Raw genomic sequence first — 20,268 nt, 5'->3', positions numbered from 1 at the left:
TCATCGCGCCTCTTAATATTCTCCGGCCTCGTTGCACAACAAAGGCAGCGCTGTGACGTTCACAGCAATCCTGTCCCGACACCGGAGAGTCATTCACTCATGCGTCCCCAGTTCCTGTGCCCCCTGGCCATTGCCATCAGCTTTATCGTTGCGCCTGTTCCTCTGACCCTCGCTGCACAAGCGGGCGCGGTTGCTGAGCTGCAAAGCTACTCGTTACCGGCCGGTCCGCTGGAGGCGAGCCTGATTGCCATCGGCCAACGCAGCGGTCGCCAGGTGGTGTTTCTGCCCGATGATGTCAAAGGCCGTCAGGCCCATGCGGTATCCGGGCAGATGACTGCGGAACAAGCGGTGGGGCAAGCGTTGCAAGGCAGCGGCCTGTCCCTGCGAGTGAGTGCCAGCGGCGCCCTGAGCGTGCAACCGGAAACGGGCGTGCTGACCCTTGGCGTGTCGACGGTTAATGCGCTTTCCGATCAGGAAAGCGCCTACGGCCCGGTATCCGGCTATGTGGCTAAACGCTCGGCCAGTGCGACCAAGACCGACACGCCGATCATCGAAACGCCGCAATCGATTTCCGTGGTCACCCGTGCCGAGATGGACGACCGCAAGAGCGATACCCTGGCCGACGCCTTGGGCTACACGCCAGGCTTTGTCAGCCAGCCGAATGGCTTCAGCCGGGTGGCGGACGACTACACCTTGCGCGGCTTCAACGTTGGCTCCGGTACCGGTGGCGTGCTGCTGGACGGCATGAAATTGCAATCCAGCGTCTACGACGGTGGCATCGAGCCGTTCGGCCTGGAACGTGCCGAGGTGCTCAAGGGGGCGTCGTCGGTGCTGTACGGGCAGTTGTCGCCCGGTGGCCTGATCAATGCCGTGAGCAAGCGTCCCACCGATACGCCGCTGCACCGGATCAGCGCCGAGTACGGTAGTCATGATCGCCAGCAGTACACCTTCGACCTGGCCGGGCCGCTGGACGAGGAGGGCGAGTTCTCCTATCGGCTCAATGGTCTGTGGCGCGACAGTGACACCCAGGTCGATCATATCCGTGATGACAAACGCTTTATCGCGCCTTCGTTTACCTGGCGGCCAAACGAAGACACTTCCCTCACCGTACTGGCCAGCCACACCGAAGCCCTGACCGGGCTGACGCCGCCGCTGACCTACGCCATGACCACCTACAGCCCCAATCCCGGGCGCAAGATCGGTCGTGACGATTTCGTCGGTGAGCCCGGCTACGATCACTTCAACAGCCGTATCGACACGGTGGGCTATCTATTCGAGCAGCGCCTGAGCGATACCCTCAAAGTCCGCCACGCCCTGCGTTATTACCAGGCCGACGTGTCGTGGAATTATCTGATTCCCTTTTCGATTTCCGGCAACAAGCTGACCCGTCGCTACAGCGAACGCCAGGAGCGCTCCACCGGCTGGACCAGCGATAACAACGTCGAATGGAAAATCGACGCAGGCCGCTGGCGCCATACCCTGCTGGCCGGTGTCGACTACTACCACAAGACCTACGACACCCATCGCCATATCAGTGCGACGGTGCCGCAACTGGCGCCGACCCTGGACCTCTCGACCTTCGCTTACACCGGTGTCGGCGCCAATACCGCGCCGGACTCCGGCTGGGATATCCACAGTCGCCAGGCCGGTATCTACCTGCAGGACCAGATCACCCTGGACGATCACTGGGTGCTGTTGATGGGCGGGCGTCAGGATTGGGCGGAAAGTCGCAATTACTCCTTTGTAAACCAGGCCCGTACCCCGCGCAGCGATCAGAAACCCACCGGGCGCATCGCGCTGCTCTATCGCTTCGATAATGGCATCGCGCCTTATGCGAGCTACAGCCAGTCTTTCCAGCCCGCCGATGTGGCTAACCCGGGCGTGGCCGGCACCTTTGACCCGATCGAAGGCGAGCAGTACGAAGTCGGTATCCGCTACCAGCCGCCCGGCGCCAATACCCTGCTCAGCGCCGCGCTGTACTCCCTGACCCAGACCAACGCCCTGAGCTACAACTCGCTGACGGCCCAATATGAGCAATACGGCAAAAGCCGCTCCAAGGGCCTGGAGCTTGAAGGCAAGACTGATCTCACCGACAACCTAAGTGTGACGGCGGGCTACACCTACACCGACGCCCATGTGCTGGAAGATAACGTGGCCAGCAATGTCGGCAAGCGCCTGGAAGGTGTGCCGTACCACAACGCGTCGTTCTGGACCGACTACCGCCTCGCCGGGTTCGGCCTGCCCCAGGTCAAGGTCGGCCTTGGTGCGCTGTACACCGGTACCACCCGCACCTCGCCGACCATCACCGAACGCAAGATCCCGGCCTATACCCGCTTTGACGCCCGGGTCAGCTACGACATCGACGAGCATTGGCAACTGGCCGCAAAAGCCCAGAACCTGACCAACGAGTCGTATCTGTCGTGCAGCACTTCCTGTCGCTACGGCGATGAACGCAGCCTTATCGGCACAGTGAGCTACCAGTGGTAAAACCGATCGCAACCGCAGCGTCCGGCCGTTATCGGCTGGCGGTGTTCTCCCGTGTAATGGCCGCCCTGGTGGGTGGTTATACCCTGACGGCACTGGTCACGGCATGCCTGGCCCTGAGCCTGTCGCTGAGCCGTGTCGAGTCGGCATTGACTGCGACGCTGCCGGCTTTCCTGGTCCTGTGCATGGCGGTGATATGGGTGTTCGCGGCGCGCTCGGCCTGGCGTGCCTGGTACGGCTTGATGATTCCTTGCCTGATCCTGGGCGGCTGCTATCTATGGCTGTCGGGAGGTGGGGCATGAAGGAGGGCTTTCGGCAAAGCATGGCCTGGCTGCACACCTGGTCGGGGCTGATCGTCGGCTGGTTGCTGCTGGCGATTTTCCTCACCGGTGCCGCCAGTTATTACCGCAGCGAAATCACCGGCTGGATGCACCCGGAAATCCCCTCCGGCGCGCCGGTCAGTCAAAGCCAATCCCTCAAGCAGGCCATGGATTGGCTGCACGACCGCGCGCCGGTTGCCAACTCCTGGCTGATTGATCTGCCCACTGAGCGCCTGCCGGTGACCCAGGTCATGTGGCAGGCCGCGGGCGAGCGGCGCTACAACAGCGAACTGCTCAACCCCGCCTCGCAGCAGCCCGTTGCGCCGCGCAAGACCTTCGGCGGCGACTTCTTCTACGGTTTCCACTTCCAGTTGAGCCTGCCGCCGATCATCGGGCGCTGGATCGTCGGTGTCGCCAGTATGTTGATGTTCATTGCGATTATCAGCGGCGTGATCACCCATCGGCGCATCTTCAAGGATTTCTTCACCTTCCGCCCCGGCAAGGGCCAGCGTTCCTGGCTGGATGCGCACAACACCCTGAGCGTGCTGGCCCTGCCGTTTCATGTGCTGATCACCTACACCGGCCTGGTCACCCTGATGTTCATGTATGTGCCGTGGGGTATCGACCTGGTCTATGGCGGTGATCGCGGCGCCTACTTCCGCGATCTGCGTGATTTCACTCCACCGGCGGCACCGGCAACGGAAAAGGCCGACCTGGCACCTTACGCCAGGCTGAACGAACAGGCCCGCCAGCAGTGGGGCGAGGGGCACATTGCCCGCGTGGCCATCGGTTCTCCGGGGGCTACCAATGCGCGGATCGAACTGATCAGGGACACCCAGGACCAGGTGTCGTCATTGCCACAACGCCTGGTGCTCAATGGCGTGAGCGGTGAGTTGATCGAAACCTCGGACGCCACTGGGCCGGCCAAGGCCTTCTACGGCGTGCTCTACGGGCTTCACCTGGCGCACTTTGCCGAGCCGTTGCTGCGCTTGCTGTTGTTCATCAGCGGCCTGGGCGGCACGATCATGATCGCCACCGGCCTGCAGCTGTGGGTGGTCAAGCGCAAGGGCAATGCTACCGGCGGCTTGTATCGGCGGATCGAGGGGCTGAACGTGGCGGTGATAATCGGCCTGCCCCTGGCCATGGCTGGCTTTTTTTGGGGCAACCGCTTGGTTCCTGGCGGTTTGCCGGGTCGGGAGATCGTTGAAGTACAGGTGTTCTTCGCGGTCTGGCTGATGACGATCCTGCATGCTCAGGTACGCTCGATCCGCCGTGTCTGGCGCGAACAGGCGCTGCTGTGCGCTTTGGCGTTTGCGGGGGTACCGTTGCTCGACCTGATCACCGGCCCGGACGCCGTTAATGGCCTGAACCTGTTCTGTGTGCTGTTTGCGGGCGCTTTTGCCTTTGTCCTGTGGCGGCTGTGCCGAAGCCCGAGCGGTCGTCGGTCTACCCGAGCAACCCGCCAGATCGAGTCGAGATCATGATCGTACTGACCTGGGCGGCGCTGTTGTACGCAGCCCTGACCTCCCTGTGCCTGTCCCTGAATCGCCATCACCGAGAGGTGTTCAACGGTCGCATCACACGCCTGAACCAACGCAGCCTGCGCTGGCTCGGCTTCATCGGTATAGCTGCGTCCCTGGCCTGCTGCCTGTGGCTGGCGCCCAATGGCCGGTCGTGGGTGCTGTGGTTCTGCGCGCTGGCTGGTCTCGGCTATGGGCTGAACTTCGCGTTGGCCTATGTTCCCCGGCTGATCCCGGCTGCTGGCAAGCTGGCGCTGGGCCTGGCGCTGATGGCTGGGGTGGGGTGTTTTTTGGCACGGGCGTAGATCCTGCTGCTGATCTCAAGTATCACACCCTTCGAATTGGACTGAGGGCTCCCACAGGTGTGGGCTGCATTCCGTGCTTGACAGAATATTGCATACAATTTACGGTTTTAATCAGCGAATAAAACACAAAAACTAGCTGATTACGGATAATTGTATACGATGCCAATTTCTCACCTCAGTCTGGTTCCTGCAGACGACGCCTATTCAATGATCAAGAAAGCCATCAGCGACGCACGTTATGCGCCTGGTGATTTTCTTCGTGAGTCCCGTATTGCCGAGGACCTTGGCGTCAGCCGCACGCCTGTGCGCGAAGCGATTCGGCGTCTGGAGGCCGAGGGTTGGCTGGAGGTGCTGCCCAATCGTGGCGCCCGGGTCAGGCGCTGGTCGGCTCGGGATGTCGAGGAGATCTTCGAGGCCCGTCTGCTGATTGAGCCTTATCTGGTCGGCCAGGCCGTGCCGCTGATCACTGCCGAACAACTAATCGAACTCGATGCCCTGGCCGAGCGCACGCGGGTGATCGCCAGCCTCGATCAGGACGCCGAGCCTGCCGACGCCTGGTTCGAGACCAACAAGCGCTTTCACGAAATTCTCACCGCTGCCGCTGGCAATCGCCGCCTGTTGCATTCGCTGCAATCGATGAAGGAAGTGCCGCTGATCAAGTGGACCTACGCCAGCTATCGCGATGCCGACCGCGAGCGCAGCGCGCGCCAGCACATCGAGATCGTGCAGGCGGTACGAGCCAGGAATCCTGCGTGGGCGGAGGCGGCCATGCGCTGCCATATCCTCGCCGCGCAAACCTCGCTCATGGCCAGGCTCAACCACAGCCTGCTGGAGGAGGACATCGAGCAATAAACGCAGTGGTATCGCCACGATGACAACGCTGTACCCGAAGTTGATGCCCGCGTAAGCAGCTGCCCCCACGGGGACACAAAAATAAAAACGGCAGGAGACGCAACGATGGTAAGCACAGTAAATGCAGGTGCGAGGCTGGACCGTTTACCCACGTCGACATTTCATCGACGTATCCTCTGGTTGATTGGTGGCGGGATGTTCCTCGACTCCTTCGATCTGTACCTGGCCGGTGGCGTGCTCGGCGAGTTGGGGCGCAGCGGCTGGTCGTCGCTGATGCTCAATGCCGCATTCCTCTCGTCGACCTTCATCGGCATGCTGATCGGTGCCATCGCCGCAGGCGTGCTGGGCGATGCCAAGGGACGCAAGTTCACCTATCAATTCAATCTGGCGATTTTCGGCCTGGCCTCCCTGGCCGGAGCCTTCGCGCCGAACATGGAGTGGCTGATCGCCTGTCGCTTCATCATGGGTCTTGGCCTGGGGGCGGAAATCGTCGTCGGCTATGGCTCCATCGGCGAGTTCATCCCGCCAGCCGTGCGCGGCAAATGGTCGGCGTACCTGTCGTTCATCACCAATGCCGGGCTGTTTTTCTCGACCTTCATCGGCTACCTGCTGATTCCCACCGTGGGCTGGCGCTCCATGTTTGCCCTGGTCGGCATTGGCGCCCTGGTGATCTGGGTGCTGCGCAAGAAAATGCCCGAGTCACCGCGCTGGCTGGAATCCAAGGGGCGTTTCAGCGAAGCCAACGCCATACTCGAGCAGATCGAAGCCGAAACCGCCCAGGGCCGCGCCTTGCCGCCGATCACCGAAACCTATGCGGCGCCGGTCAGGCAGACACGCATGCTTGAGCTGTTCGGCCCTGCGCTGCGGCGGCGGACCTGGATCGCCATCTGTGTGCAGGTGGCGATCAACGTGGTGATCTACGGCTTTATCGTCTGGGTGCCGACTTTTCTGCTGCATCAGGGCATCGACCTGAAGGCCTCTCTGGGCTACACCGCGCTCATGTCCCTGGGCGGTCCGGCGGGTGCGCTGGTCGGCGCCGCGCTGGCTGACCGTATCGGGCGCAAGAACGGCATCATCGTGATTTCCATTGCCGCCGCCGTGGTCGGCTGGTTCTACGGCCAGTCCAGCAGCATCGAGATGGCCGTGGGCCTGGGTTTCGTGCTGTTCACCCTGACTTATCTGCTGGTTGCCCTGGGCATCGCCACCTATATCCCGGAATTGTTCGCCACCGAAAACCGCATGCGCGGCAGTGGTGTGGCAGGGGCGGCCGGGCGTATTGCCGGGATCGCCGCGCCGCATATAGTGGTGGCCGTGTATGCCCTGGGCAATATTGAGAATGTGCTGCTGGTGATTATCAGCGCCTTGCTGGTCATGGCCGCCGTGCTGTTTTTCTTCGGCATCGAAACCAACCGCCGCTCCCTTGAAGACATTGCCGAGCAGGCCCCCGAGTCGCCGCGCGCCGAGCATCACCTGGGCGCCACCAAAGACCTTCATCATTAAGTGAGAGAGCTGTCATGACTGCATCCTTGAGAAAGCAACTCAAAGCAAAACTGGCGGGTAACGAACTGGTCGTCGCGCCGGGTGTGTTCGACATGATCTCCGTGCGCGTGGCTGACAGCATGGGTTTTGACTGCCTGTACATGACCGGCTTCGGCACCGTTGCCTCATACCTGGGCGAAGCCGATGCGGGCCTGGCCACCTATACCGACATGCTCAACCGGGTCACGGCGTTCTGCGCCGCCAGCCGCACGCCGATCATCTGCGATGCCGATACCGGCTACGGCGGCCTGCTCAACGTGGCCCATACCGTGCGCGGCTATGAGCGGGCGGGGGCGGCGGGTATTCAGCTGGAGGATCAGGAATTTCCGAAGAAATGCGGCCACACCCCTGGTCGCCGGGTCATTGCCCAACAGGACATGGTGCAGAAGATCCGCGTCGCCGCCCAAGCCCGGCAAGACCCGGACATGCTGATCATCGCCCGCACCGACGCCCGTACCTCCCTGGGCCTGGACGAGGCCATGCGCCGCTGCGATGCTTATCTGGAAGCGGGCGCCGACGTGCTGTTCCTTGAGTCGCCGGAATCCGAAGAAGAACTGCAAGCCATCGGCAAGCGCTTCGACGCGCCCTTGATCATCAACGTGGTCGAAGGCGGGCGTACGCCACAATTGTCACCGGCAGAACTGCAACGCCTCGGTTTCTCCCTGGCCATCTATCCGGCCTCGGGATTCCTCGCCGTGACCCAGGCGCTGCATCAGGTCTACGGCCAGCTCAAGGCACGCAAAGGTACGCTGGAGAGTCAGGAACAGCTGTATTCGTTCGAGAAAATGTGCGAGCTGATGGGCTTCCCGGCGGTGTGGGAGTTTGATCGCACGCATGCGCAGTAAAGATTGGCAGCCGCTACCCCGTTGGAGCGATGCAGGGTTCGCCGCGCATGAACACCTGCTATCGTCGTACCAACCACAAGAGCTAACAATCAGCCAAGGGTACCCCTATGTCGATCTTCCTCGAGGGCCTGGCCAAAGGCCCTGCCAATCATATCGCCCTGACGCCGCTGAGCTTTATCGAACGTACGGCCAGTACTTTCCCTGACTATCCGGCAGTCATTCATGGTGCCATTCGGCGTACCTGGGGCCAGACCTACACGCGTTGCCGCCAGTTGGCCTCGGCCTTGAGCAGGCAGGGCGTCAAGCAGGGCGACACCGTCGCGGTGATGCTGCCCAATATTCCGGCGATGCTCGAAGTGCATTTTGCCGTGCCAATGCTCGGTGCCGTGCTCAATACCCTGAATGTGCGCCTGGATGCCCCGGCCATTGCCTACATGCTCAGGCACGGCGAAGCCAAGGTACTGATTGCCGACCGGGAGTTCCATGGAGTGATTCGCGCCGCATTGGCGCTGCTGGAAACGCCGCCGCTGCTGATCGATGTAGACGACCCTGAATATGCCGCCAGCGAACAACTCAGCGAGCTGGATTACGATGAGTTACTGGCCAGCGGCGATGCCGATTTCGACTGGCAATGGCCCGAAGACGAGTGGGCAGCGATTTCCCTCAACTACACCTCAGGCACCACCGGCGATCCCAAGGGCGTGGTCTATCACCATCGCGGCGCCTTTCTGAATGCAATCGGCAATCAGATGGCCTGGGGCATGGGCCTGCATCCGATTTATCTGTGGACGCTGCCGATGTTCCATTGCAATGGCTGGTGCTACCCCTGGACCATCACCGCCCAGGCCGGGACCCATGTGTTCCTGCGCCGGGTCGACCCGCAGAAAATCATCAGCCTGATCAACGAACACAAGGTCAGCCATCTGTGCGGCGCGCCCATCGTGCTCAATGGCCTGGCCAACGTCGCCGAGGTGGTGACGTTCGCGCACCCGGTGCGGGCCATGACTGCCGGTGCCGCGCCGCCAGCCCAGGTCATCGCCTCGGTGCAGGCAATGGGCATCGAAATCACCCATGCCTACGGCCTGACGGAAACCTACGGGCCGGTCACCGTGTGTGCCTGGAAGGAGGAATGGGATGAGCTGTCCGCGGACGAGCGGGCCACGGTCAAGGCCCGACAAGGGGTGCGCTACCCGACCCTGGAAGGGGTCACGGTACTGGATCAGGAAACCGGCGTGCCGGTGCCCAAGGACGGCCAGACCATCGGTGAGGTCTGCCTGCGCGGCAATACCGTGATGAAGGGTTATCTGGGCAACCCCAAGGCCACCGATGAAGCCTTCAGCGATGGCTGGTTTCACTCCGGCGATCTGGCGGTGTGGCATCCCGACGGTTATCTGGAGATCCGCGACCGCCTCAAGGACATCATTATTTCCGGCGGCGAAAACATCTCCACCATCGAAGTCGAAGGCATCCTTTATCGCCATCCGGCCGTGCTGGAGGCCGCCGTGGTCGCCAAGCCTGACGACAAATGGGGCGAAACACCCTGCGCGTTCATCGCCCTGAAACCCGGCCATGAACAGATCGGCCAGGTCGAGATCATCGATTTCTGTCGTGAGCGGCTGGCCGGTTTCAAGGTGCCGAAAACGGTGATTTTCGGGCCGCTGCCCAAGACCTCCACCGGCAAGGTGCAGAAGTTTTTGTTGCGGGCGAGGGCCAGGGAATGATCAGTCGCCTGTGCCAAGCCTCGCCGGGAAACACTCCACCAGCCAGTCGATAAATACGCGCAGGCGCTGGGTGACATGGCGGTTATGGGGGTAGACGACGTGGAAGGGGTAGGCCGGTGGCCGCCACTTGCGCAATATCTCCACCAGGCTGCCATCGCGCAGGCCAGCATCCACGGCATAGGTAAAGGTCTGGACGATGCCCAGCCCGGCGACGCAGGCGGCCAGGTGGGCATTGCTTTCATTAATGCCGACCCGATAGTCGATGGCAATCTCGCTCCGTTCCCCCTCATGCTCAAAGCGAAACGCAAAGGCCCGGCCGGTACGCGTCGATAGATAGCCGATCAGCTTGTGGCCGTTTTTCAGTTCCTCAGGATAAGCCGGTACGCCGTATTGCTTGAGGTAGGCGGGCGTCGCGCAGGTCAGCATCGGCGCCCGCCCGATAGGCCGTGCGATCAATGATGAGCTGTCCAGCGGGCCGCCGCGAATCACGCAATCGACGTTATCGCCAATCAGGTCCACCGAGCGATCGGACACCCCCAGGTCGATGCGGATATCGGGATAGCGCGCGAGGAAATCCGGCAGCAGCGGAATCAGTACATCCCGCGCCGTTGAGCCGCCGACGTCGATCCGCAGGTGCCCGCGCGGTGTGCTGCGGGCAATATTGAATGACGAGTCGATGTCTTCAAGATCGCGCAGCACGCGGGTGGCCTTGGCGTAATAGTCCTGCCCCTCGGGCGTCACCGTGACCCGCCGTGTCGTGCGTTGCAGCAGGCGTACGTTCAGATGCGCCTCGAGATCCTGCACCAGTTTGCTCACCGTGGCGTTGGGCATATCCAGGGAGGCGGCGGCGCGGGTAAAGCTGCCTGCTTCCACGACCCGGGCAAAGGCACGTATTGCCGAAAGCTGATCCATTCATTCAGACCCTTTGTAGATAGTCGCTGGATTATCCATGTACGTGGATAGTGATTCCATTGTGCGCGCTTTTTCAATAATGGGTCGAGGCCTAGAGTAGCGCCATGGCCCGGACAGCAGGCGCTGCGACAAGGTCGCCAACGCAGGTCGGGGCCCAAGCCAATCTCTCAAGTCACGAATCGGAGTCAATCATGAACGCACAACTGAACGGCAAAATCGCACTGGTCACCGGCGGCAGCACTGGCATCGGCCTGGCCACCGCACAGGCACTGGCAGCGCAAGGTGCCCGGGTCTTCATCACTGGTCGTCGCCAGGCGGAACTGGACGCCGCAGTCGCCAACATCGGCGCCGCCGCAACCGGGATTCGTGCCGACGCTTCGGTGCTTTCCGACCTCGACGCGGTCTACGCCCAGATCGCCAAGAGCGCCGGCAAGCTGGACATCCTCTTCGCCAATGCCGGTGGCGGCGACATGTTGCCCCTGGGTGCCATCACCGAAGAGCATTTCGACCGCATCTTCGGCACCAACGTACGCGGCGTGCTGTTCACCGTACAAAAAGCCTTGCCGCTGTTGACCGACGGCGCCTCGGTGATCCTCACCTCGTCCATCACCTCGGTCAGTGGCACCGCCAACTTCAGCGTGTACAGCGCCTCCAAAGCCGCAGTGCGCAACTTCGCACGGTCCTGGGCGCTGGACCTGAAAGACCGTGGCATCCGCGTCAACGTGGTCAGCCCCGGCCCGATCCGCACGCCTGGCCTGGGTGACCTGGTCCCTGAAGAAGCGCGTCAGGGCCTGTTCGATGCCCTGGCCTCCCAGGTGCCGCTGGGCCGATTGGGTGAGCCAGAGGAAATCGGCAAGGCCGTGGCCTTTCTGGCCTCTGACTCGGCGAGCTTCATCAACGGCATCGAACTGTTCGTCGATGGCGGCATGGCCCAGGTCTGAGGACAGCGTGGCCCGGCGTAATGCCGGGCGGCGCTGTTGCGGTCATTCAGTTGTTGATACAGGACAGTGGCAATAATGAATCAACTTATGAACCCTTCTAATTCTGATGATCTGGCGCCTTGCTTTACGAGAGGCGAATCATTGTTCTTGCGTCTGACTGATTACGCCACTTGCGTAATCTTGCGCATTTGATTTTCGGGTGGATGGCAGCCTACAACGTACTGGGTAGGATATGAATCATAGAGAGCGACTCCATGATTGATTAAACCGGATGCATAAACGCATTCGGTATTTACCCGAGGAAATAACGGCATGTCTTCCACGCAAACACAAAACCTGGATCTATTAACAGTCGGGTTGGCGCAGATCGCGCCGGTCTGGCTGAATCGTGACGCGACGGTTGCGAAAGTAATCGATTACATCGAACGGGCCGCTGCGCAGCATTGCCGCTTCGTCACCTTCGGCGAAGCACTGTTACCTGGCTATCCGTTCTGGCTGGAGCTGACCGACGGCGCGCGTTTCAATAACTCGATCCAGAAAGATATCCATGCTTACTACCTGCAGCAGGCAGTACAGATCGAAGCCGGGCACCTGGACGCCGTTTGCGCTGCCGCAGCCAGGCATAACATCGCCGTGATGCTCGGTTGTATCGAGCGGCCGGCCGATCGTGGCGGCTACAGCGTTTATTGCTCGCGGGTCTATATCGGCCCGGACGGCGTGATCGGCTCAGTACATCGCAAACTGATGCCGACTTATGAAGAGCGCCTGACCTGGTCGCCGGGCGATGGGCACGGCTTGCGGGTTCACCCACTGGATTCGTTTACCGTGGGCGGCCTCAATTGCTTTGAAAACTGGATGCCGCTGTCCCGTGCCGCGCTGTATGCGCAAGGCGAGGACCTGCATGTGGCGCTGTGGCCGGGCAATTTGCGCAATACCGATGACATCACCCGCTTCATTGCCAAGGAAGGGCGCAGTTACACCATCTCGGTATCGGCCTTGATGCGCCGTGAAGATTTCCCCGCCGATACCCCGCACCTGGACCTGATACTCGCCAATTGCCCTGAGGTCCTGGCGAACGGCGGTTCATGCATCGCTGCGCCAAATGGCGAGTGGGTGATCCCTCCGGCTGTCGGTGAGGAATGTCTGTTGGTGGCAACGCTGGACCGCAATGAAGTTCGCCGCGAAAGACAGAATCTGGATCATGCGGGTCACTATTCCCGTCCGGACGTGACGCGACTGGTAGTTGATCGTCGTCGTCAGAATGTTGTTTCGTTTGAGGATTGATATACGTGGCCCCTATTGTGAGGCAGAGCGCAGTAAGACCGCCTGCTGAAGCGTAGCCTTGTGATTGCTTATTAATTATATGGCACTCGTCGGTGAGTGGTTTAGAACGGTACCCTTGTAGGGGGGAGTTGTATTAATGCGCAATAGTAGATGATAAAATTCGCCTGTAAGTAATATTGATGGCTTACAGGCTTTTCATTATTCGCTGCTTACCTGTTGGGCGGCAAACGGATAATCGGTATAACCGCCAGCATCGCCGCCATAGAAAGTGTCCCGGTCGTAGGCATTGAGCGGCAGGTTTTCCTGCAGGCGGCGTGGCAGGTCCGGATTGGCTATGAATGCACGACCAAATGCGACCATATCCGCATCGCCCTGGAACAGCAGTTCTTCTGCGCTTTCCCGGTTAAATCCGCCAGCAGCAATGATCGGCCCGGAGAACAAGGGGCGCAAGTAGTGGACGGCAACGGGCGCGGCGTCTTTATCGAGGGTGTCGTCGCCCTTGATGCGGGGTTCTACGATATGCAGGTAGGCCAGCCCCAGCGTGTCGAGTGCCTTGGCGGCATAACCGAAGGTCTCCTCTGGATCACTGTCGTGCATTGAGCCGTAGCTGCTGGACGGGCTCAGCCTCACGCCGACACGCCCCGGACCCCATACCAATGTCGCCGCCGAGGTGATTTCCAGGAGGAAGCGGGCGCGGTTTTCGATCGAACCGCCATAGGCGTCGGTGCGTTTGTTGGTGCCATCCTGCAGGAACTGATCGGGCAGATAGCCGTTGGCGCCATGGATTTCAACGCCGTCGAAGCCTGCGCTTTTCGCGAGTTCTGCGCCGTGACGGAATTCTTCAACAATGGCGGGTATTTCCTCGAGCAGAAGCGCCCGTGGCATGCCGAACGGCACGGCACCGCTCTGGGCATAGGCATAGCCCTCTGCCTGGATTGCCGATGGTGCCACCGGATCGATGCCGCCCGGTTGCAACAAGGAATGGGATTGACGGCCTACGTGCCACAGCTGCAGGAATATCACACCGCCCTTGGCATGCACGGCGTCCACGACCTTGCGCCAGCCCTCGACCTGGGCCTGGGTAAAGATTCCGGGCGCACCGGCATAACCGAAGCCGTAAGGCGAAACCGGGGTCGCTTCGGCGATGATCAGCCCGCCGGGGGTAGCGCGTTGGGCATAGTACTCGGCCATCATTTCGTTGGGCACATTGCCTTCGCTGGAGCGCATGCGGGTCAGGGGCGCCATTACCACGCGATGTTTAAGCGTAAACGGGCCGACCGATGTCGGAGTGAACAGCAGTTGCTTGCTCATAGATGTGCAGTCCTTGGAATCAGGCTTGAGGGAGGAGGGCGTTGGTTCGTTCGATGGCGCGAATCACCGCAGGCCGCTGGCTGACGGCGTTGTACCAACGTTCGACGTTCGGGCTGGTGCTGAAGTCGATCCCGGCAAATTCACGGCGCCATAGCCAGCCGAAATGGGCGATGTCAGCGATGGAAAAGCCGCTGCCCGCGACGAACTCGCTGTTGGCCAACTGGCCGTCCATAACGGCCAGGACGCGTTTGGCTTCGCCGTGGAAGCGGGCGACGGCCACAGGATTGGGCTCGCTGGCCAGCTTTTGAAAAAAGCCGGATTGGCCGAACGCGGGGCTCAGGGCACTGGCATGGAAAAACAATTGTTCGAAGACCCTGGCGCGTTCCACGCCTTGCGCCGGAAGCAGCTGTTTATAGCGTTCGGCCAGGTAGACCAGAATGGCAGCCGATTCGGTCAGCACCATGCCCTGGCCGTCGTTGGCTTCGCTATCGACCAGCACTGGGACCTTGGCGTTGGCGTTCAACGAAACGAAGGCCGCAAGCTTCTGCTCGCCCTGGCGGATATTGACCGCCAGCAGTTGGTATTCGAGCCCCAGTTCTTCCAGGGCAATGGGCACCTTGACGCTGTTGGGCGTCGCAAAAGCGTGAACGATCAACATATTCAAAATTCTCGTTACAAGTGGGAGGGCCGGTCGCTGAGACGGTGGCTAAAAGGCGGCCTTGCCGATTGATGCGCCGCCGTCGACAAACAGGGTCTGGCCGGTAATGAAGCTGCTGTGTTCGGACAGGAGAAAGGCAATCGCCGCAGCGATTTCTTCTGGCTTGCCGAAGCGGCCCAGAGGGACGCCGGACAGATAGCGCGCCTCGCCCTCGCTGCCAGGCGGATTGTTGGCGCGGAACAATTCGGTTTCTGTCGGGCCCGGCGCAACGGCATTGACGGTGATGCCCGTGGTAGCCAGTTCCAGTGCCCAGGAGCGGGTAAAGCTGACCATCGCTGCCTTGGCTGCGGCGTACGCCGTACGATGGGTAATGCCCAGTACCGTCAGGCTGGAGATATTGATGATGCGCCCCCATCCCCGCGCTCGCATGCCCGGCAACAGCGCTTGGGTGGCCTGGAGGGCGGCGTGCAGGTTCACGCGCATCACTGCATCGAAATCATCCAGATCCACTTCGCCCAATAGTTGCGGGCGTACCAGGCCAACGTTGTTCACCAATCCATCGAAGCGGTATTGCCGGGCCAGTTCATCAAGGGCCTGCTGTGTTTGCTGGCGATCGCTTAGATCAACCGGAACCAGAATGCCGGGGAAGTCAGTGTCATCGGCATGACGGGCAATGCCGACAACGCGGTGACCGGCATCCGCCAGGGACTGGGCCAGCGCCCGGCCGATGCCTTTGCTGGCACCGGTAATCAGGAAAGTACGGCTATTCATTTGTGTTCCTTGGAGAACAGCCCGCAGGACGGGCTGAGGGAGGGCAGGCCCAGGCGACCGTTTAGACCGGTTTGGTCCACTCGTTGCCTTTCATGAACGGGTCCAGTTGGGTATGCACCAGGTGGTTGGTGTAGTTACTCATCACCTTGGTGGCGACGCCGAGCACTACCTCAAGCACATTGCGCCGAGTGAAGCCTGCTGCCAGAAAGGCTTCGACGCCTGCATCACCGACGAACCCACGCTCACGGACCACGGCCGTGGTGAACACATGCAAGGCCTCAAGCCGCGCGTCAGGAATCACGCTACCTGCCCGTAGTGCTTCGATGACATCGGCGGGCATCTCGATCATCTTGGCCAGGGTGGTGTGACCGGCCATGCAGTAGTAGCAGTTGTTTTCAAAGTTGGAGGTCAGGTAAACCACTTGCTGCTCATGGGCTGTCAGTGTGCTTTTGCCGAACAAGTCCCACAGCTGGCTGTAACCGGCGAGCAACTCCGGCGATTCGGCCATGTGGCCCTGCAGGTTCGGCACAAAGCCAAAGGCGCCTTTGACGGCTGCCAGAATGGGTTGGGATTCGGCTGGAGCGGTATCGAGGGTGTGACGGGTAAAAGTAGTCATCGCAGTGTCCTTGGATGGGGCAGCAAGAGTGCTGGGGCTATCTTGCTGTTACCGGACGGGCTGCGGAACGCAGGGCAGGGGCATATGAGTCATGCTTGGGGGGAATAAGTGGTGGTCAAGGCAGGGCTTCGGCAAGAGCCAACTTGCTGGCGAGCACAGGCGCAGTGGCGCGTGATGCGAGCTCCGCCCGTCGGCTTAGTGGCACTTCCTCCTCGCGCTACCTTTCACACTCTTATGCGCAGATGTCCTGCGCCGCAGATGGGAGAGCCGTTATGGCGATCGAGAATAATGGACCGGAGGCGGCATATCCGGGCCCCGACGAAAAAACGCTGGATACGGGAGAGGACCATGACTCAGGCCTTGAACGAGCCGACTCCGAGCCAAAACAGGGTGCTGACGAACGACCGGAAGACTGGAACCCGCCACCCGGCAATCCGGGCTCTGATCAGGATGCCCAGACCCATCGAGATAACGGCACAGCGAAGACGGATAGCCTTATTGATGCGGAATAGTAAGTGCTGATAATCCTATCCAGGCCCAGGCATACGTCTGGGCTTTTAGTTTGTCTGTACAAGACCGGCATCCCACCCGGCGACTTCGGCATGAGCTATTCTGCGCTGCCTGAAACACAATCCTGGTCCGCGGCGTGCAGCCGCTTGTCACGATCCTGAGAGCGGTCTTAAAGGCGGCGCATTATGTTGATTGGACATCGTTTCGAGCGCACCGCGCAGGATGACCTGCACATCCACTCGCGCAATCTGCTGCAAAGCGGGTTCGTGCTGCTGACAGCCGGACTTGGCTTTATCGCGCCGCTGGCTTTTGTCGTACTGGCGATTGTCGATGGCGATTCTCTGCCGACTGACCTGGATCCACTGTCCTTATTACTGATGGTTCTCGGGCTGCTGCTGATTCCAGCCCTTGGCCTGATGCTGATGGTTTACACCGGCCTGCGCGAGACTTTGCTGCTGTCGCGACTCGCCGGTGAAGGCAAGCGTCGCACCCGCAACTTTTTCGGACGCCGCGAGCGTGTGCATTCGGTATTCAGAATTGATGCGCCCAAATACCTCGAACTTCGCCGCCGCCCGCAAGCCGAGCCGGCCTACACCCAGTTGTGGCTGGTGATGCGCGATGGCACCGAGCACCGCTTGACGACCGACAATGTTCCTATCGTGCCGGGCAGCAAACGCACCGACTTGTGGCTGCGTGAGCTGGCGGACTACCTGAGCGTGGCCGTGCCCACCGAGGTCGTCGCGGCTTCAGCGGCCGGTGCGACGCCAGCCTCATATCGGCCAGCTCCAGCACCCACCCGCAAGAGTGCCTGGAAGGGCGCCAGGCAACTCAAGCTTAAAGGAAAGGAACTCACGCCTGCGTCTGAGTCGACCGAAAAACCGGGCGTTCCTGCACGCGCCCTGCTGACCTTGCTGGGCGCCTTCCTGGCAGTGCTGGAGTTGGTAAACGTCGTCGCATTGGTGCCCGCTCTGTTTACCGGGCGGCTGCGCGTCAGCGGCTTTCGCACGGGGTCGACGATTTTTTACTGGGCCGAGCAACCGATCGCATTTTCATTCAACCTGCTGATTGGCGCAGGCGAGGTGCTGATCATCGGAGCAATTGCCTGGGGTTGCCTGCGCACGGCAATCTGCGGCCGGATGAAATCCAATCCCTGATACCCCTCACTCGTCGGCCCGGTTTCGAGGCCGCAAGCCGATAGCCAGGCTCCGAACATCTGAAACCATGCTATTCATCTGCAGACGCGCGAGTGGCATTCAGGAATATGTGGCCTCGGTCGATAAGTCTTAAGGAGTGGTGAGTGGCTGTCCGTCTAAAAATCAACCACAGCGTTGCCGTTGTTTCTGCCGACTAAAACCTATAAACCCTACGGAAGAAATCATGAATATCAAACAGAAGCTGACGTGGGGATTCGCCGCTATCGCTTGTCTTCCCGTTATTGTGGTTGCGGCGCTGGTGGTAGTGAACGTACGCGACGCCGCGCGGGACAATTTCGTCGATAGCAGCGGCCGGGAAATCCGCCAGATCGATAACGGAATGACACAGTTCTTCGACGGTATCAGTCAGAACGTCGAGTACATCGCCAAAGACCCTCGTATCGTCCTGGCCAAGGATTTGAAGAGTTACATCGCTGCTGATGCAGCGAAACTGCCGCTCACCGAGACTAACCATAAGCTCTTGGATATCTTCGATGGCTTCGCCAAGAGCCATCCTACGACGGCTTATCTTTCCCTCGGCTTGAGCGACGGCGGCTACGCCAGCTGGCCTGACGATCCCAAGATTTCCAACTACGACCCGCGCCAGCGTCCCTGGTACAAGGCTGCCCTCGCCGCACCGGGCATGACTGTGCGTACGGGCGCCTATTACTGGGCTCCGGATGATGTATCCCTGATCGGTACTGTTCATACGGTCACTGACGCTGCGGGTAGTCTGGTCGGCGTGGTCGGTCTTGACGTGTCTCTCAAGCAACTGACCGAACTCGTCAAAAATATCAAGCTGGGTGACAGCGGCTACCTGATGCTGGTCGAGGCTAACGGCAACGTGCTTGTCGATCCCAGTGATGCGAAGCACAACTTCAAGCCGATGGCTGACCTCGGTGCCAATTATGCGGCCCTTGCCAAAGGTGGCGATGGCGCGACTCAGATCGAGATTGATGGCAAGGTATATATGGCCAACGTGGTCAGCTCAAAAGGACTGGGATGGCGGTTCATTGGCCTAATTGAGCGCGACGAGGTGATGGCCAAATCATCCAGTCTTACCTGGCTGATCGCAGCTATCGCCGGTGCGCTGGCCATCATTTTCGCAATCGTCGGTGCAAGTTTTGCCAGTGTTATCGTGCGACCTATCCGGGGCGTCGCCGATGGTTTGCAGGAAATAGCTGAAGGCGAGGGCGACCTGACCCGTCAACTCAAAGTCCAGGGCAAGGACGAAACAGCGGTACTGGCTGGGTGGTTTAACCAATTTCTGGGGATGATCGCTCATCTGATGCAGCGTATTGGTGGCGCTTCGTCAGAGTTGCAAAGTGCAGCGGCTGATACCCACGAGGTCGCTAAGAATATGGATCGAGTCGCCGGTCGTCAGCGCGAAGCGGTGGAGCTTGTCAGTACGGCTTTCAATGAAATGGTGGCAACCGCCAACGAAGTTGCCCGCTCTTGCAGTCAGGCCGCTTCGAGTGCAGACGATGGATATCGGGATGTGCATGACGGCCAGAAGCACATCAGCGAGGCCACGGGCAGCGTTCTGAAGTTGAGCCAGGATCTGCAGCAATCCACCGATACCATGCAGAAGCTTGAACAGGACAGCAAAAACATCAATAGCATCCTCGACACCATTCGTTCGATCGCTGAGCAGACCAATCTTCTGGCACTCAATGCGGCGATCGAGGCCGCACGGGCGGGTGATCAGGGGCGTGGATTTGCCGTGGTCGCCGACGAGGTGCGCGCCCTGGCAAGACGTACCGCCGACTCTACGGGTGAGATTGATAGTTTGCTCGGCAATCTGGCAAAGCGTACCCAGGAAGTAACGCAGCAGATGCAGGGTAGCTTGCAGTTCTCGCAAACCAGCGTGGAATGTATCGAACAGGCCCGCAACAGCTTCGATAAAATCCGGCTTTCAGTGGACGCCATTCGCGACCAGAACACACAGATCGCCACGGCGGCGGAGGAGCAGCACCAGGTAGCCGAAGAAATCAACCGGCACATTGCGCAAATCCATGCCGACGCCCAGTTGGTCGAAGAGTTCGCCCATTCGGCACAGAGCGGTTCTGGGCGTTTGACTGATATCTCCGGGCAACTCAAAGGTTTGGTGGGGCGTTTCAAATACTGACCGGGTTTGCGTCTGAACCTGCTTATATAAGCAGCGTGAGCCTGGGCGGCATGCTGTCGTCCAGTGCCGCGGTGCGTTACACCGGCGGCAGCGGGGCGCAAGCAGGGCATTCTCATTGTGGCAAGCCGGGGTCTGCTGATGGTTAAAAGAATTATCGGACTGGGGTTGACCAGGTGTTTTAATCCTGTATTATTCGCCTCCCGCTAACGAGCATCTCGATGTTGGTGCGGGGTTAAGTAGTTGATTTCGTTGATGAAGTAATGAAAATAACCGCTTGACAGATACAGAGGACGCTGTAGAATGCGCGCCTCGGTTGAGACGAAAGAATCAACCCACCGCTCTTTAACAACTGAATCAA

Annotated in this window: 18 protein-coding genes and 1 pseudogene; 14 read left to right on the top strand and 5 right to left on the bottom strand. The window is 60.3% G+C overall.

Translation table 11 applies throughout. The annotated features are described in order from the left end of the window. Positions 1-99 precede the first annotated feature (99 nt). The 8 genes from M2401_RS29720 (at position 100) to M2401_RS29685 (ending at position 9,586) form a co-directional block, all read left to right on the top strand. Complete coding sequence (locus M2401_RS29720) at positions 100-2,487, top strand: TonB-dependent siderophore receptor (RefSeq protein WP_259109371.1); 2,388 nt, start codon at positions 100-102, stop codon at positions 2,485-2,487. Further along, a complete protein-coding gene (locus M2401_RS29715; RefSeq protein WP_409034006.1) occupies positions 2,481-2,786 on the top strand; it encodes a DUF3649 domain-containing protein in 306 nt (101 codons plus the stop codon). Before M2401_RS29720 ends, M2401_RS29715 begins: the two co-directional genes overlap by 7 nt. After that, positions 2,783-4,288: a PepSY domain-containing protein gene (locus M2401_RS29710; RefSeq protein ID WP_259109369.1), complete on the top strand. Its 1,506-nt coding sequence runs from the start codon at positions 2,783-2,785 to the stop codon at positions 4,286-4,288. Before M2401_RS29715 ends, M2401_RS29710 begins: the two co-directional genes overlap by 4 nt. Next, entirely contained in the window at positions 4,285-4,629 is a 345-nt protein-coding gene (locus tag M2401_RS29705; protein ID WP_259109367.1) for a DUF3325 domain-containing protein, read from the top strand. Before M2401_RS29710 ends, M2401_RS29705 begins: the two co-directional genes overlap by 4 nt. Positions 4,630-4,788: 159 nt before the next feature. Beyond that, positions 4,789-5,481: a GntR family transcriptional regulator gene (locus M2401_RS29700; protein ID WP_259109365.1), complete on the top strand. Its 693-nt coding sequence runs from the start codon at positions 4,789-4,791 to the stop codon at positions 5,479-5,481. 105 nt (positions 5,482-5,586) lie between these two features. Beyond that, positions 5,587-6,981 carry an MFS transporter gene (locus tag M2401_RS29695; protein WP_259109364.1) on the top strand — a complete coding sequence of 465 codons (1,395 nt, stop codon included), beginning with the start codon at positions 5,587-5,589 and terminating at the stop codon, positions 6,979-6,981. Between the two features lie 14 nt (positions 6,982-6,995). Further along, positions 6,996-7,865, top strand: coding sequence for an oxaloacetate decarboxylase (locus tag M2401_RS29690; RefSeq protein WP_259109362.1), 870 nt, complete (start codon positions 6,996-6,998; stop codon positions 7,863-7,865). A gap of 107 nt (positions 7,866-7,972) precedes the next feature. Then, positions 7,973-9,586: an acyl-CoA synthetase gene (locus M2401_RS29685; RefSeq protein ID WP_259109360.1), complete on the top strand. Its 1,614-nt coding sequence runs from the start codon at positions 7,973-7,975 to the stop codon at positions 9,584-9,586. Here the strand turns inward: M2401_RS29685 and M2401_RS29680 are convergent, their stop codons facing one another. Further along, positions 9,587-10,498, bottom strand: a complete 912-nt coding sequence (locus M2401_RS29680) for a LysR family transcriptional regulator (protein ID WP_259109358.1) — start codon at positions 10,496-10,498, stop codon at positions 9,587-9,589. 191 nt (positions 10,499-10,689) lie between these two features. Here M2401_RS29680 and M2401_RS29675 point away from each other — a divergent pair, with 191 nt between their 5' ends. Continuing rightward, the gene (locus M2401_RS29675; RefSeq protein ID WP_259109356.1) at positions 10,690-11,439 is read left to right on the top strand and encodes an SDR family oxidoreductase; all 750 of its coding nucleotides are present in this window, start codon (positions 10,690-10,692) and stop codon (positions 11,437-11,439) included. 312 nt (positions 11,440-11,751) lie between these two features. Continuing rightward, entirely contained in the window at positions 11,752-12,723 is a 972-nt protein-coding gene (locus M2401_RS29670; RefSeq protein ID WP_259109354.1) for a carbon-nitrogen hydrolase family protein, read from the top strand. A 198-nt stretch (positions 12,724-12,921) separates the two neighbouring features. On the opposite strand, the gene M2401_RS29665 is transcribed toward M2401_RS29670, so the two are convergent. The 4 genes from M2401_RS29665 to M2401_RS29650 form a co-directional block, all read right to left on the bottom strand. Next, a complete protein-coding gene (locus M2401_RS29665; RefSeq protein ID WP_259109352.1) occupies positions 12,922-14,034 on the bottom strand; it encodes an alkene reductase in 1,113 nt (370 codons plus the stop codon). 19 nt (positions 14,035-14,053) lie between these two features. Then, positions 14,054-14,692 (bottom strand): glutathione S-transferase family protein, encoded by a 639-nt coding sequence (locus M2401_RS29660; protein WP_259109349.1) that lies wholly within the window; start codon positions 14,690-14,692, stop codon positions 14,054-14,056. Between the two features lie 48 nt (positions 14,693-14,740). Beyond that, positions 14,741-15,463: an SDR family oxidoreductase gene (locus M2401_RS29655; RefSeq protein WP_259109347.1), complete on the bottom strand. Its 723-nt coding sequence runs from the start codon at positions 15,461-15,463 to the stop codon at positions 14,741-14,743. A 61-nt stretch (positions 15,464-15,524) separates the two neighbouring features. Then, positions 15,525-16,079 carry a carboxymuconolactone decarboxylase family protein gene (locus M2401_RS29650; RefSeq protein ID WP_259109346.1) on the bottom strand — a complete coding sequence of 185 codons (555 nt, stop codon included), beginning with the start codon at positions 16,077-16,079 and terminating at the stop codon, positions 15,525-15,527. Positions 16,080-16,351: 272 nt separating this feature from the next. On the opposite strand from M2401_RS29650, the gene M2401_RS29645 reads away from it, so the two are divergent. From M2401_RS29645 to M2401_RS34835, 4 genes and pseudogenes are all read left to right on the top strand, one after another. Further along, the gene (locus M2401_RS29645) at positions 16,352-16,591 is read left to right on the top strand and encodes a hypothetical protein (RefSeq protein WP_259109344.1); all 240 of its coding nucleotides are present in this window, start codon (positions 16,352-16,354) and stop codon (positions 16,589-16,591) included. A gap of 183 nt (positions 16,592-16,774) precedes the next feature. Beyond that, the gene (locus tag M2401_RS29640) at positions 16,775-17,743 is read left to right on the top strand and encodes a hypothetical protein (protein ID WP_259109342.1); all 969 of its coding nucleotides are present in this window, start codon (positions 16,775-16,777) and stop codon (positions 17,741-17,743) included. Between the two features lie 223 nt (positions 17,744-17,966). After that, positions 17,967-19,046: pseudogene (locus M2401_RS34840) on the top strand (cache domain-containing protein); the annotation flags it as partial. A 9-nt stretch (positions 19,047-19,055) separates the two neighbouring features. Then, positions 19,056-19,910: a methyl-accepting chemotaxis protein gene (locus tag M2401_RS34835; protein WP_409034009.1), complete on the top strand. Its 855-nt coding sequence runs from the start codon at positions 19,056-19,058 to the stop codon at positions 19,908-19,910. The last annotated feature ends 358 nt before the right edge of the window (positions 19,911-20,268 follow it).

This window comes from Pseudomonas sp. JUb42 (genome assembly GCF_024807945.1).
GTDB lineage: Bacteria > Pseudomonadota > Gammaproteobacteria > Pseudomonadales > Pseudomonadaceae > Aquipseudomonas.
Note: the sequence above shows the minus strand (reverse complement) of the source record. Positions and strands in the feature narration are given on the sequence as shown.

What these genes read in the sequence shown, in the direction of transcription:
- M2401_RS29720 (WP_259109371.1), top strand. Translation starts at nt 100, where the DNA reads ATGCGTCCCCAGTTCCTGTGCCCCCTGGCCATTGCCATCAGCTTTATC.
- M2401_RS29710 (WP_259109369.1), top strand. Translation starts at nt 2,783, where the DNA reads ATGAAGGAGGGCTTTCGGCAAAGCATGGCCTGGCTGCACACCTGGTCG.
- M2401_RS29705 (WP_259109367.1), top strand. Translation starts at nt 4,285, where the DNA reads ATGATCGTACTGACCTGGGCGGCGCTGTTGTACGCAGCCCTGACCTCC.
- M2401_RS29700 (WP_259109365.1), top strand. Translation starts at nt 4,789, where the DNA reads ATGCCAATTTCTCACCTCAGTCTGGTTCCTGCAGACGACGCCTATTCA.
- M2401_RS29695 (WP_259109364.1), top strand. Translation starts at nt 5,587, where the DNA reads ATGGTAAGCACAGTAAATGCAGGTGCGAGGCTGGACCGTTTACCCACG.
- M2401_RS29690 (WP_259109362.1), top strand. Translation starts at nt 6,996, where the DNA reads ATGACTGCATCCTTGAGAAAGCAACTCAAAGCAAAACTGGCGGGTAAC.
- M2401_RS29685 (WP_259109360.1), top strand. Translation starts at nt 7,973, where the DNA reads ATGTCGATCTTCCTCGAGGGCCTGGCCAAAGGCCCTGCCAATCATATC.
- M2401_RS29680 (WP_259109358.1), bottom strand. Translation starts at nt 10,498, where the DNA reads ATGGATCAGCTTTCGGCAATACGTGCCTTTGCCCGGGTCGTGGAAGCA.
- M2401_RS29675 (WP_259109356.1), top strand. Translation starts at nt 10,690, where the DNA reads ATGAACGCACAACTGAACGGCAAAATCGCACTGGTCACCGGCGGCAGC.
- M2401_RS29670 (WP_259109354.1), top strand. Translation starts at nt 11,752, where the DNA reads ATGTCTTCCACGCAAACACAAAACCTGGATCTATTAACAGTCGGGTTG.
- M2401_RS29665 (WP_259109352.1), bottom strand. Translation starts at nt 14,034, where the DNA reads ATGAGCAAGCAACTGCTGTTCACTCCGACATCGGTCGGCCCGTTTACG.
- M2401_RS29660 (WP_259109349.1), bottom strand. Translation starts at nt 14,692, where the DNA reads ATGTTGATCGTTCACGCTTTTGCGACGCCCAACAGCGTCAAGGTGCCC.
- M2401_RS29655 (WP_259109347.1), bottom strand. Translation starts at nt 15,463, where the DNA reads ATGAATAGCCGTACTTTCCTGATTACCGGTGCCAGCAAAGGCATCGGC.
- M2401_RS29650 (WP_259109346.1), bottom strand. Translation starts at nt 16,079, where the DNA reads ATGACTACTTTTACCCGTCACACCCTCGATACCGCTCCAGCCGAATCC.
- M2401_RS29645 (WP_259109344.1), top strand. Translation starts at nt 16,352, where the DNA reads ATGGCGATCGAGAATAATGGACCGGAGGCGGCATATCCGGGCCCCGAC.
- M2401_RS29640 (WP_259109342.1), top strand. Translation starts at nt 16,775, where the DNA reads ATGTTGATTGGACATCGTTTCGAGCGCACCGCGCAGGATGACCTGCAC.
- M2401_RS34835 (WP_409034009.1), top strand. Translation starts at nt 19,056, where the DNA reads ATGATCGCTCATCTGATGCAGCGTATTGGTGGCGCTTCGTCAGAGTTG.